The sequence below is a fragment of the Mumia quercus genome (assembly GCF_025506335.1).
GTDB lineage: Bacteria > Actinomycetota > Actinomycetes > Propionibacteriales > Nocardioidaceae > Mumia > Mumia quercus.
This window is the reverse complement of the sequence record NZ_JANZYO010000001.1, coordinates 76,062-88,612: the sequence shown is the minus strand read 5'-3', so window position 1 is coordinate 88,612 and position 12,551 is coordinate 76,062. Positions and strand designations below refer to the sequence as shown.

Below are 12,551 nucleotides of genomic sequence, written 5' to 3'. Positions count from 1 at the left end.
ACGGCCTGTGCCCGCGCCGAGCATACCGACTCCGCTCAGCGATCGAAACGTCCCGCCGCCGGCCGGCTCAGGAGCTGACTGTCGTGGAGGCCGTCGTGGCAGCGGTCGCGGCCATGACGGCGGCGAGCACCGCGGCGTCGGCGGCCTCCACCACCCGGCGGACCCCGTCGCTCGCCCAGTCGAGGGACTCGATCTCCTTCGCCCGTTGCTTGGCGACCTTGCGGTCGGCTCGGTCGACGACGGCCGAGAGCAGGTTCGCCGCACGGAGGAGAGACACCGTCGCGGCGATCTCGGGGGTCGGCTGCACGCCCAGGACGAGCACGCCGTGGAGCTGCGCCCGCAGCCCCGCCTCGTGCGCCGAGTGCTCCGCCGGCCAGCGTGTCACCGGGAAGATCCCCAGGACGCGCCCTTCCTCGCGACGGAGGATCCCGCGCGCGGCAAGACTGTCGTGGACGCGCTCCGAGGCCTTCTTGGCCAGCTCCGTGACGGCCTTCTTGGGCGGCACGGGCCCGCCCGCGCTCAGGCGGGCGAGCGCGTCGTCCAGCAAGGGCTCGCCGGTCGGGGAGCCGTCGCGTACGAAGACGCGCGTCCGCCGTCCCTCGCCCTCGACGTCGACCCGTTCGCGCAGCGCCAGCTCCATCAGCAGGGCGCCACCGAGGGCCGCGTCGTACCCGGTGCCGGTCACCGACCTCTTGCCCGTCTCGTCGTCGGTGACGAGGAGGACGAGGTCTTCGGCGATCAGCATGGCCGCCAGGCTATCCCGCGTGTCAGCGCAGCGGGTCGAGGTGCCGGGCGTACGTCGGCAGCGCGTGCCCGGTGAGCCCGTCGGCGACCATCCGGCCGGTCAGCGGGCCGAGCGCGATGCCCCACATGCCGTGGCCACCCGCGACGTGCACCCGCGGCGAGCGCGTGGCGCCGACCAGCGGCAGGCCGTCGGCCGTGCACGGACGCGAGCCGACCCACTCCTCCTGACGAGCCGTCCAGTCGACGCCGGTGAACATCGGACGGGCCGCCTCGACGATCGCGTTGATCCGGCGCGGGTCGAGCGGGGCGTCGGGACGACGGAACTCCATCATGCCCGCGACGCGCAGCCGGTCACCCAACGGCGTGCAGGCCACCCGCTGGACGGGGAAGTAGATCGGGTTCTTCGGCATCTGCTCGGGGACGACGGTGAAGCTGTAGCCGCGACCCGCCTGCACCACGCGCTTCACGCCGTACGAGCGGGCGAGCTCGCCGAGCCAGGTGCCGGTGGCCAGGACGACGGCATCGGCGCGCAGGCGCTCACCGGTCGCCGAGACGACCTCGACGCCGTTCGCCCCGAAGTCGTTCACGTCGACCACGTCGAAGCCCGAGACCAGCTCCGCACCGCGGCGCACGACGGACTCCGCGAGCGAGGCGACGTAGGCGGGCGGGTTGATGAAGCGCTGGCCGAGCATCCGCACGCCGGCCCGGACACCGGCGCCGAGCGTCGGCTCCAGGGACCGGATCTCGTCGCCGGTGAGGAGCTCGTAGTCCACCTCGCCACCCGAGGAGACGACGTGGGCCAGCTCGTCGACGAGCACCTTGCGGTCCTCGACCGAGGCGAAGCCGGCGAGGAACGGGTCGGCGTCGCGGATCGGCTCGCGCACCTCGTGCCCGGCCGTACCGCCGGTGCCCAGGACGTCGTACGCCGAGAGGGCGTCGCGGTTGAGCTCGGCGAAGATCGCCATCGCCGCCCGCCAGCGGGCCGGGGTGCAGTGCCGGGCGAAGCCGACGAGGAACTGCAGCAGGCGACGGTCGGCCGCCAGCGGCACGTACACGGGCGAGGACGGGCTCATCATCGCCCGGACCCCGTACGAGAGGACGGCGGGCTCGGGCAGCGGCAGGGTCAGCGCGGGGGAGATCCACCCCGCGTTGCCCCAGGACGCACCGGCGGCCACGCCCGTGCGGTCGACGATCGTCACGCGCACGCCGCGCTCCTGGAGGTACCAGGCGGTCGAGAGTCCGACCATCCCGGCGCCGGCGACGACGACGTGCTCAGGGCTCTTCGAGGCGCGCGACGCGCCGGTGCTCGTGCTCATGCCGTCATGGTGGGCCGTGGGGCCGCACAGCGGAGTGTGCGTTCGGCCACGATCTCGCCGCGCCCGCTGTGCAATCGCACAGCGGGCCGCTCGGGCTACCCGTGGCCGGCGACGTCGGTGACCTTGAGGTGGAGGGCGAGAAGGAGCCTCGTGTCGGGGTCGTCGAGGTCCACCCCGACCGCCTGCGAGGCACGACGCAGCCGGTTGCGCAACGTGTTGGGGTGGACGTGCAGCGTGGCGGCGGCCGCGCCCACGTCGCCGCCGTGCGCGAGGTACGCGCGGGCCGTCGGCAACAGCTCGGCACCGTGCTTCTCGTCGAACTCCACCAGCGCCGTCAACGGGCTGAACTCCTCGTAGCCCTCCCAGGCGTCCGCGCTGCGCAGCGCCACCACGTCGGCGAGCACACCGCGTACGGTCTCGACCACCTCCGTACGACCACGGCGGCGCAGCACCCGTACGACCGAGTCGGCGTCGCGCGCCGAGAGGTCGATGGCGGCCGCGGTGTCGACCGGACGTCCGACGCCGACCACGAGCGGGCCGCGCGTACGGGCGAGGAAGTCGCGCGCGACCCGCGCGGCCGCGACCTCCGATCCGGAGACGACCGCGTAGACGACGTCGTCGACCTGTGCCGCGGCAGCACTGGGCGCGACCGCCGCCAGGTGGAGGACGAACGCACCGGCCCGCGCCCCCGGCACGGCCTGGTGCGCACGGTCCGACGCGAGGACGAGGACCGTGCAGGGGGTGCGCAGACCCTGTGCCTGCGCCGCGCGGACGGCCGCGTCGCCCCCGCTCAGCAGCGTCTCGACGACCTCGACCGTGCGCTGGCGCGTCGAGTCGGCGCGCTCACGGATCCGCAGCAGCCGGTCCGCGACGACCGGCGCGAGACCGAGCATGGCCTGGCGCTGCTCGTCGGTGATGCCCTCGGGCACGGCCGCCCACACCGACCCGAGCAAGGTGCCCGCGTCGTCGCGGACCGCGACGATCGCCCGTCGGGTCATCCCCGAGCCCGGGAGGTCGACGGTGACGACGTCGCGACTTCGCGCGACCTCCGTGAAGACGCCCGCGTCGTCGAGCAGCGCGCGGTAGTGCGGAGGCACCTGCCGACCGAGGATCGTCGTGATCCGTGCGTCGTCGACGGCCTGTGAGCGCTCGGCGCCGACGCTCTGCGAGTACGCGAGGACGCTCGAGTCGGGATCCTCGATCGTGATCGGGGCGCCGACGAGCTCCGCGAGCGAGTTCGCGAGCGACGTGAGGTCGTCGTCACGGAGGTCCATGCGGGAAATGTACGTGGTCGTGGGCGTTCGGCGGGCAGGACGCTCGGCGTCGGAGGACATCACGACTCGATTTCACCCATGTCGCCCTGACCAGGGCGTCTGACACGATAGGTCACCTATGTCGTTCCCCCGCCGCACTCGCCGCCGCCCTACGTCCGTGCTCCGCCGCCTGACCGGAGCCGCAACCGCGACGGCGCTGGCGCTGACGGGCGTCGCCGCCGTGCAGACCACCTACGCCCCGGCCGCGCAGGCCGACGACGCGTCTCTCGCCGCCGCGGGTTACGACGTGATCTGCGAGAACATGCACACCCTCGGGTCGTTGACCCGCGCCGACGTCGGCCGGGCGCGCGCCATCATGGGCGGCACGGTCGACATGAACCAGTACGGCACGATGACGCTCGCGGCCAACCCCTCCTGGAAGCCCCAGGCCGGCCTCGACACCGCTGGCGACCGCTACATGCACTCGCTGCACTGGGCGCTGCCGCTGCTCAAGACGGGCCTCGCGCTCGGGGACGCGGAGGGTCAGGCGATGGAGCGGCGCTTCGTCGACCTCATGGTCGACTGGGTCCGCGACCACCCCGTCAGCAAGCGCACGTACTGGCAGAACCACCCCCAGTACCTCGGCTTCCGCATCGGGACCTTCGTCTGCATGAACCGGCTGGCCACCGCGCCCGCGCACCGAGACTGGGCCGCCAAGCAGCTGCGCGTCGAGCTCAAGAAGGCGCTCGCGTACGGCACGTCCGGCAACAACACCACGCTGAACCTCAAGCTGACGGCGTACGCGGGCGCGCGCCAGGCGGGCACCTCCGCGCAGCGCACCACGCTGCGCGACCAGACGGTCAACGTCGCCCGCCGGCTCGCCCACGCCGACGGGTCGGACCTCGAGGGCGCCCCCGGGTACGGCCTCTACCTCGGCACGATCATGCACCGCGCCCACCAGGTCTTCACCCGGTACGGGGCGACGTCGTCGGCCGCCAAGATCGCGTCGATGCTCCAGGCGCGCGGGTCGTTCTACGCGCATGCGAGCCGACCCGACCGCAACCTCGAGACGATCGGTGACACGCACCTGCAGCGGATCCCGGCGGGCGTCTTCAGCGCCACCTCCGAGGCGGAGTGGGTCCGGACCTCCGGAGCGTCGGGGGCCAAGCCGTCCGCGCTCTACAAGAGGTACGCCGGCGGCTACGCGTTCGGGCGCTCGGGCTGGGTCGCGGGCACCGACACCTCCTCGACCTTCTACTCGCTGCGGACCGCCGACCGCTACGCGCTCCCGTCGCACCGCCACGCCGACACGACGGCGATGACCTGGTACGCCGACGGCGTCGACTGGGTCGCCGACCCCGGCCCGTACGCGTACGACGGGTCGGGCCTGCGGTCTGCGGTCGTGAGGCGGAACGCGCACAGCGCGCTGGTCGCGCCCGGCACCCCCAACCGCTCGGTGTACGGGAGCGTCAAGGCGGCGAGCTCTGCCGGCGGCATCGACCGTACGTGCGTCTACGACGCGGGCTACCTGGCGTCCAGCGGCTTCGAGCTGGCCCGCTGCCTCTACTACCTGCGGGCGATCGACGCCGTCGTCGTCGAGGACCTCGTCCGCTCTACCAAGCAGTCGGGCACCGTCCAGCAGCAGTGGGTGCTTCCCAGCGGGGTGACCGCGCGGACGTCGGGCCGCCACGTGGCGCTGTCGAGCCCCGACGTCACCGGCGTGACCCGCAACGCCCGCATGCTCACCTCGGGCGTCCCCCGGGTCTCCGGCGCGACGACGACCGCCGGGATCCTCGGCCAGGTCTACGGCAAGTCGACCCGAGGGTCGGTCGTCCGGGTGCCGCTGTCGGTCGCCACCGGCAAGACCACCCGCGTCGTCACGGTGCTGACGAGCAGCGGCACCCCGGGCGTCGCACGCACGACCGTGCGTGGCCACAAGGCACTCCGCGTCACGGTCAACGGCCGCGTCCAGACCGTCACCACCTCGGTCAACGAGTTCGCACGGCTCGCCGCGAAGGTCTCGTTCGCGCGCTCCAAGGCGAAGGCGAAGGTCGGTCAGAAGGTCCGCTTCTCCACGCGCGTCACCTCGCTCGGACTTCCTGCCAAGCGGGCCAAGGTCGTGCTGCAGGAGCGCCGAAAGGGCAAGTGGCGCAAGGTCCGCACGCTGCGCACGAAGGCCAACGGCCGCGTCTCGACCAAGGTCAAGATGACCAGCAAGGGCACGAAGCGCTACCGCGTGGTCGTCCGTGCCAAGAAGGGCAGCAAGGGCTGGCGCACCGTCACCTCGCCCACCGTCACGGTCAAGGTCAAGAAGAAGCCGAAGCGCTGACCTTCCCGATCCGCACGTGCGTGACCGCGTCGGACGGGACGTGCTCGATCACCCCGTAGCCGGCGGGCAGCGGCCCCGTGAAGAGCCGCTCCCCGCCCCCGAGCACCACCGGGGCGACCGCCACGTGGAGGTCGTCGAGGAGGCCCGCCTCGAGGAACTGACGAAGCGTCGACGCGCCGCCGCCCAGCGCGACGTCGCGCCCGTCCGCAGCCTCGTACGCCTGGGCGAGCGCCGACTCGATGCCGTCGGTCACGAAGTTCCACGTCGTGCCGCCCTGCATCTCGACCGGGTCGCGAGCGTGGTGGGTGAGGACGAAGACGGGGTGGTGGTACGGCGGGTCGTCGCCCCACCACCCCTTCCACCGGTCGTCCGGCCACTCGCCTCGGATCGGACCGAACATGTTGCGGCCCATCACCGTCGCTCCGACACCCTGCGTACGGCGTGCCACGAAGTCTGCGTCCACACCCTTCGGGTCGTCGAACATCCACGTGTGGAGCTCCTCGCCGCCCACGCCGAGCGGCTCTTCGAGGCTCTGGTCGACCCCTGCGACGAAGCCGTCGAGGGACATCCCGATGTTGAACGCGCGCAGCTTCGGCATGACGTCACGTGCGCGGGACGCGCGCGCTCGGTGAGGTCTGCACGAGCAGGCTGCGCCACACGCGCTTGCCCACGACCGAGCTGGAGCCGAGTCGACGGGCGCCCTTGTACGACCGCATCGCGGCCCGCGACCGTGCGTCCCAGACGCCGCTGACCGGGAGCTTCAGCGCCCGCTGGACGGCGCTCACGGCGGGTCCACGAGTGCCCTTGGAGATCCGCAGCCCTGAGTAGGCGACGAGCGTGCGGTGCAGGCTCGACGACCCCGCCGGGGCGGAGACCCGCGGGTAGTACGGGCACGGCGTCGCGCGCCGCTTGGTGTAGCCGCCCGCCCAGTTGAGGTCCCTCGGCCGGCACGGGCCGTAGTTGACACCGGCGACCGTCCGGTCCCAGTACGAGGTGTAGCCGCGCGCGCCCGCCCACGACAACGACAGGTGGACGTGGTTGCGGTGGCAGGTCGTGTCGTACGCGGTGCCGGCCCGGTTCTTGGCCGTGCAGCCGTTGTAGACCCGCCAGCCGCTGCTCGCCCGATAGCTGGACCAGATGCGGTTGTTCCAGATGATGTACATGACGCCGAGCCGGCGGGCGTTGGCGAAGGCGTTGCCGCGCTTGTCCGTGGCGAGCAGCCACCGAGCGAGGTCGTCTCCGCGCTTCTTGCCGTTCTTCGTGCGTGCGTTCGTCATCCAGTCGACCGCGCGGCCGTCGTGGTGCTCGCTGGTCGCGGTCGTGCAGTCGCGCTGGGCCGACCAGCTGGTCACCGGCCAGGTCGCGACGAGCAGGGCTCCCAGCCGTGCGGTGCCCTTGTGCGGTTTGGCGCAGCTGTTCGGACCGACGTAGGGCGCCGGCGCCTCCACCGCAGCCGGCAGTCCGGACGGTGTGGGCGGCGCTTTCGCCGAGGCAGAGGTGGCCGGTGCGACCAGTGCGAGTGCGAGGACGGGCGGCGCCATCAGCAGCGTCGCCGTACGCCCGAGGCGCGTACGAGACATGTGTTCTTCCCCCAGGTCCCGCCCGGCGCATCGACGCGGTGCGTCGACTTCCCCACGCCGAACAGACCGTCCCCACGCTACGTATCTCAACGAGGAGTGCATCTCGAAGGCGAGTCGCGACAATTTCCCCAAATACTGACATACTCCCTCACATCCCCCGAAGCACTTGGCCCTCGCTCGGCTGCTCGCCGCGAGGTCGCAGATCTCGGGAGGTTCACATGAGCGACGTCGCTCCGGCCGCATCTCTGTGCGCTCCCCGTTCGCACGTCCGAGGGCACCAGAGCCCTCGGCTCACGAAAGGAACCACATGTCGAAGCTGAAGACGCCGCGCGGCAGGACCGTCGCGATCGTCGCCGCCTCCGTCCTGGCCATCGGTGCGCTCTCCACCGGCGGGGCGGTCGCCGCCGACACCATCGGCGCGAGGGACATCCGGCCCAACGCCGTCCGTTCCCAGCACATCAAGGACGGCGAGGTGAAGAAGCGCGATCTCGCACCGGGCGTCCAGCGGCTCCTCGACCAGGCCGGCAAGCCGGGCAAGACCGGGCCGAGGGGGCCGGTCGGGCCGGCGGGACCGAGGGGAGCGAAGGGTGAGCCTGGCGACCCCGCCAGCGACGTCAACGGCGGGCTTGAGGGCGAGGTCACCGGCACGGTGACCATCGCCCACATCGGCGGCCGCTTCGCCGACCGGGCGACCGAGGTGGGGTCGATGACCCTTCCACCGGGGACGTACCTCGTCAACGCGTACGCACACTTCGACCGCGTCGACGACACCCAGGCGTCGACCCCTGTCCTCCAGCTCGCGGTCCGCGGGGTCGACGGTTCCGCGTGGGGGGCCGACTACGGAACCGCCTTCACCGGTGAGTACCCGGCCACGGGCAACATCGAGCAGACGGCGTCGTCGACGAAGATCGTCACCGTCACAGAGGAGACCGAGGTCGACGTGCTCACGTTCGGCTACAACGCCGACACGAGCGCCAAGGGCAGCGGCAACTACACCGCCGACGTCTCGGTCAGCGCCGTGCGCGTCGGCTGACGACCACCGAGGGGTGTGCGGCGGCATCACCTGCGCCGCCGCACACCGGTGTCCCGTAACTGAGATCAGCGTTCGCCGTTAGTATCACTTACTGCAAGATGTGAGACTATGGGCCGATGGTGATACCGGATCAGCCGTGGCCGCCGACGTCTCGCGACCGGCGACGGTGGCGGACCAATCCCGATCTGCACAGCATCGACGGCCGCCGACCCAGCCGCGCAGACCGCATGCTCGATCACGTCGAGGTGGAGATCCCGGCGCGGATCGGCGACCGGACGCCTCCGCTCTCGCCGGACACGCTCGCCCTGTGCGAGGCAGCGGGTCAGGGGATCGTGGCCCTCGACGCCGGGCCAGGTCGCTACCTCACCGCGCTCGCAGAGTTCCTCACACGCACGGAGTCGTTGGCCTCGTCGCGCATCGAGCGCGTGTACGCCGATCTCGACGACCTGGCGCGCGCCAGCCTGGGTGAGGAATCATCCGCGAGCGCGACGAGCACTCTCGCCGCGACACGAGCGCTGCGCCAGCTCACCGAGTCGTGCGACGGCGGCACGCCGCTGTCCGAGCGGGCGATCCTCGAGGCGCACGCCGCACTGCTTGCTGATGATCTCCTCGAACGCCAGTCGGCGGGCAGCTACCGGACGCAGCAGAACTGGATCGGCGGCAGCGACTTCACTCCCCGCAACGCCGCGCACGTACCCCCGTCTCCGGACCTCGTCCCCGACCTGATGGCCGACCTCGTCGCGTTCGCCAACCGCGACGACCTCACGCCTGTGGCCCTCGCCGCGATCACGCACGGCCAGTTCGAGGCGATCCATCCGTTCAACGACGGCAACGGCCGCATCGGCAGGGGTCTCGTCAGCGCCCTCTTCAGGCGGCGCGGGACGACCCGCCGCACGGTCGTCCCCCTCGCCGCGGTGATGCTCGCCGACGTGGACACGTACTTCCAGAAGCTGGCCGACTACCGAGCGGGCGACGTGGAGTCGCTCGTCCGGTACGTCGCGGGTGCTGCCGTGACGGCGACGGCGGAGGCGGAGGTGTCTGCGCAGCGGTTGGCGGCGCTGCCCGCGCAGTGGGGTGAGCGGATCGTGGCGCGGCGAGGATCGGCTGCTCAGCGACTGGTGGTCGAGCTCCCCGAGCACCCCATCGTGGACATCGCGACCGTCGAGGCGGTCACAGGCGCCTCGCGAGCACGCGCCTACGACGCGATCGAGGTGCTTCAGGACGCAGGCATCCTGCAGGAGGTCACCGGCCGCGCGCGCTCTCGGATCTGGGTCGCCGCGGACGTCATGGACGAGGTCGCCGACCTCGAGGATCGGATCGGCGCCCGCTCGCGACCCTCAGCGCGCTGGCGTTGAGTCGGAGGGGGTCGCCTCGGTGACGGGGACGTCCAGGGAGAGGGAGCCGCTGGTGACGCCCTCGAGCAGCAGCTCGGTGATCGCGTCCAGGGCAGCGACCCGCTCGAGAGCGGCCACGCGCGCCTCGCGCACCGCCGCGAGCGTGCTCGTCAACGCCGGTCCGTCGGCCTCCGCGACCCGACGAAGCACCCACTGCCGCCACGTCCGCGCGCCCGGTGGCTGTGCGTTGACGTCAGCGGCGACGACCTCCGCACGGAGCCCGTCAGAGTTCGCCGCGATCCGGAGCACGCGCGCGGGAGAAGCAATGACCGAGTCGCCATCGTGGTCCACGAACGCTGCCGGCCGCGAGCTCGTGCAGAAGACCACGTCGCCGGGCTCGGTCGTGCGCCCCGACGGGTAGTGCTCGGCGAGGACGAGCGACCCGATCCGCCGGACGCCCACCTCGGCCGTGCCGAGGAGCTCGTCGACGCCGAGAACCCGCAGACCGCTCGTCGCGGTGAGGTGCTCCTCCGCGTACCGCGTCCCCGGCACCAGACGGAGCGCCCGGCGCCGGAGCATCTCGCCGACGGTGACCGACCGCAACGACGTCCCGCGCGAGGCGCTTCGCAGCGACGGCACCGCAGGCACCGGGAGGGGCTGGAGCGCCGCGTACGCGCGCTCGATCCTCGCCTGCACCGTCGTGGCGGCGACGGGCAGGTACGGCGTCGCGGATGCCACCTCGACGAGACTGGAGCGCGCCGCGACCAGGGTGCGCATCAGGACCGGGCGGAGGTGCACGTACGCGTACGAGCGCCTCCGCCGCGGCGGGCCCGCGCTGGCGACGAGGTCCGCGGCGAGATCGTCGACCACCGTGTCGGACAGGTCGGTGTCCGCCAGATCTCCGACCATCGTCACCCGGTCGGCGGCCGACGAACCGCGATGCTCGCCGCCGACGACCCACACCGCGAGCGCCTGCCTCGACCGTGCGGGGACCAGCCCTCTGGGAAGCCGCACGACGGCGCGGACCCGCCCCGAACGCAACAGCTCCGCTCGTCGGCGCTCCGCCGGGCCACCGATGCCGTCACTCAACGCCGACGCCGGCGCGACGACCACCGCACGCTGCGCGCCGTCCATCGGGAGGACCACGCGATCGAGCGAGGTCAGGATCTCCTCCGCCGACATCGACGGCTGTCCCGGGTGCGGCAGGTGGACGACATGCGTGGCGCCGGGAGGGACGGAGAACCTGCCCTCCCCGTCGACGACGATCTTGTTCGGGCGGACGCCGTGGACACGGAGTCGACGACGCAGCAGACGCACCGCACCGTGATCGCCGCTCGGCGTCAGCACCTCGATGCTCCCGCGGTCACGGTGCTCTGCCAGCACCGCCATCAACAGGTCGCTCGCAGCCGCGAAGGGATCGGCGTACGTGGCGCTCCCGTCGCTGCGGGAGGCGAGACCGACCGCGGTCCGCGCCACCAGCCGACCGACGGACGCGTGCAGCACCACCGGCTTGCGCGCGTCGAGCGGTGTCCGGAACGGGTCTCGCATCAGTCGCTCGAACGCCGCAGCCGGACTCGTCGTGCTGGCGGCGAGCAGGCTCGCGAAACGGAGCACGGCGGGCAGGCGGTCACCCACGGCCTCGAGCTCTGAGGACACCATCTGATCGTCCGGGTCGTACTCCTCAGCAAGGTCGAGCACCCCCTCGGCCGGCATGCCCGCGAGCTCCTGGCCCGAGACAGCCACCAGGCACAGCGCCGCCGTCACCGCTGCGAACACGACGGGGTCGTCGCGGTGCGAGGCACCCGCGAAGGTCGCGAACGCCGGCACGTCGTCACGCGCAGACGGATTCTTGCCGTGGCCGGTCTCGACGAGCCAGTCGGCCACCTCGTACGCGTCGAACATCTCTGTCCGGCCGCTGATCTGGCGCGGCGCGGGGAACGGGCGGTCACTGCCCGCCGTGCGAGAGCGCCACATCGAGACCACCGGCCTGCGCACGCCGGCCAGGAGCGCGACGTCGCTCGACGCGAGGAGCAGCTCGGGAGTGGGCGAGGTCATGGACCGACCTTAAGGCTAGGGGCCGCCCGTACGCTGATAAGGGCCCTTATCGGGACCCCATCCCTGGCGCTGTCGTCTTCGACGCGACCGTGCCGCCGACGTCCGAGGGCACGAGGCCCTCGGCTCACGAAAGCAGGAAGGAATCCATGTCGAAGCTGAAGAAGCACCGCAAGTCTCTCGCCATCGTCGCCGCCTCCGTCCTCGCGATCGGAGCACTGTCCACCGGTGGCGCCGTCGCCGCCGACAAGATCGGCCCCAAGGACATCCGGTCGAAGGCCGTGCGGTCGGGGCACATCAAGGACGGCGAGGTCAAGAAGCGGGACCTCTCACCTGCAGTGAAGCGCCAGCTGGAGAAGTCCGGCAAGCAGGGCGCTACCGGCAAGACCGGGCCTGCGGGCCCGAAGGGCGAGAAGGGCGAGAAGGGCGATCCCGCCAGTGACGTCAAGGGCGGTCTCGCGGGCCAGGTCCTCGACGAGGTGGAGATCGCCAAGATCGGCGGGTCCTTCGCCGAGCGGGCCACCGAGGTCGGCGCCATGACGCTCAAGCCGGGGACCTACCTCGTCAACGGTCACGCGAAGTTCGACCGCATCAACGACCGGAAGCCCTCCTCCCCGGTCCTCCAGCTCGCCATTCGCGGTGTCGACGGGTCCACGTGGGGAGAGGACTACGGGACCGCGTTCACCGGCGAGTTCCCGGCGGAGGGCAACCTCGAGCAGACGGCGTCCTCGACCCGGGTTGTCGTGGTGCCCGAGGAGACCGAGGTCAGGGTGCTCGTGTTCGGCTACAACAAGGACACGAGCGAGAAGGGCAGCGGCAACTACACCGCCGATGTGTCGGTCAGCGCGGTCCGCGTCGGCTGACAAGACGGTTCGTGTGCGGCGGCATCGGGGAGTCGCCGCACACGGAC

Annotated in this window: 10 protein-coding genes; 4 read left to right on the top strand and 6 right to left on the bottom strand. The window is 71.9% G+C overall.

Going from position 1 to position 12,551, the window contains the following annotated elements; all coding sequences use genetic code 11:
* Positions 1–67: 67 nt before the first annotated feature.
* From NYZ95_RS00385 to NYZ95_RS00375, 3 genes are all read right to left on the bottom strand, one after another.
* Positions 68–745, bottom strand: coding sequence for a GOLPH3/VPS74 family protein (locus NYZ95_RS00385; RefSeq protein ID WP_262847616.1), 678 nt, complete (start codon positions 743–745; stop codon positions 68–70).
* A gap of 22 nt (positions 746–767) precedes the next feature.
* Entirely contained in the window at positions 768–2,060 is a 1,293-nt protein-coding gene (locus NYZ95_RS00380) for an NAD(P)/FAD-dependent oxidoreductase (protein ID WP_262847614.1), read from the bottom strand.
* A 95-nt stretch (positions 2,061–2,155) separates the two neighbouring features.
* A complete protein-coding gene (locus NYZ95_RS00375) occupies positions 2,156–3,334 on the bottom strand; it encodes a PucR family transcriptional regulator (protein WP_262847612.1) in 1,179 nt (392 codons plus the stop codon).
* A gap of 157 nt (positions 3,335–3,491) precedes the next feature.
* On the opposite strand from NYZ95_RS00375, the gene NYZ95_RS20235 reads away from it, so the two are divergent.
* Entirely contained in the window at positions 3,492–5,642 is a 2,151-nt protein-coding gene (locus NYZ95_RS20235; protein ID WP_262847610.1) for a heparinase II/III domain-containing protein, read from the top strand.
* Here NYZ95_RS20235 and NYZ95_RS00365 read toward each other — a convergent pair.
* A complete protein-coding gene (locus NYZ95_RS00365) occupies positions 5,620–6,240 on the bottom strand; it encodes a dihydrofolate reductase family protein (protein ID WP_262847608.1) in 621 nt (206 codons plus the stop codon). The two genes, NYZ95_RS20235 and NYZ95_RS00365, sit on opposite strands and share 23 nt — an antisense overlap.
* 4 nt (positions 6,241–6,244) lie before the next feature.
* Positions 6,245–7,222 (bottom strand): type IV pilus assembly protein FimV, encoded by a 978-nt coding sequence (locus NYZ95_RS00360; protein ID WP_262847606.1) that lies wholly within the window; start codon positions 7,220–7,222, stop codon positions 6,245–6,247.
* Positions 7,223–7,529: 307 nt separating this feature from the next.
* Between NYZ95_RS00360 and NYZ95_RS00355 the strand changes: the two genes are divergently transcribed.
* On the top strand, positions 7,530–8,255 hold the full coding sequence (locus NYZ95_RS00355) for a collagen-like triple helix repeat-containing protein (RefSeq protein ID WP_262847604.1): 726 nt from the start codon (positions 7,530–7,532) through the stop codon (positions 8,253–8,255).
* 227 nt (positions 8,256–8,482) lie between these two features.
* Positions 8,483–9,610, top strand: coding sequence for a Fic family protein (locus NYZ95_RS00350; RefSeq protein ID WP_262847602.1), 1,128 nt, complete (start codon positions 8,483–8,485; stop codon positions 9,608–9,610).
* Here NYZ95_RS00350 and NYZ95_RS00345 read toward each other — a convergent pair.
* Positions 9,593–11,644: a serine/threonine-protein kinase gene (locus tag NYZ95_RS00345; protein WP_262847600.1), complete on the bottom strand. Its 2,052-nt coding sequence runs from the start codon at positions 11,642–11,644 to the stop codon at positions 9,593–9,595. The two genes, NYZ95_RS00350 and NYZ95_RS00345, sit on opposite strands and share 18 nt — an antisense overlap.
* Before the next feature lie 146 nt (positions 11,645–11,790).
* On the opposite strand from NYZ95_RS00345, the gene NYZ95_RS00340 reads away from it, so the two are divergent.
* Positions 11,791–12,504 carry a collagen-like triple helix repeat-containing protein gene (locus NYZ95_RS00340; protein ID WP_262847599.1) on the top strand — a complete coding sequence of 238 codons (714 nt, stop codon included), beginning with the start codon at positions 11,791–11,793 and terminating at the stop codon, positions 12,502–12,504.
* The last annotated feature ends 47 nt before the right edge of the window (positions 12,505–12,551 follow it).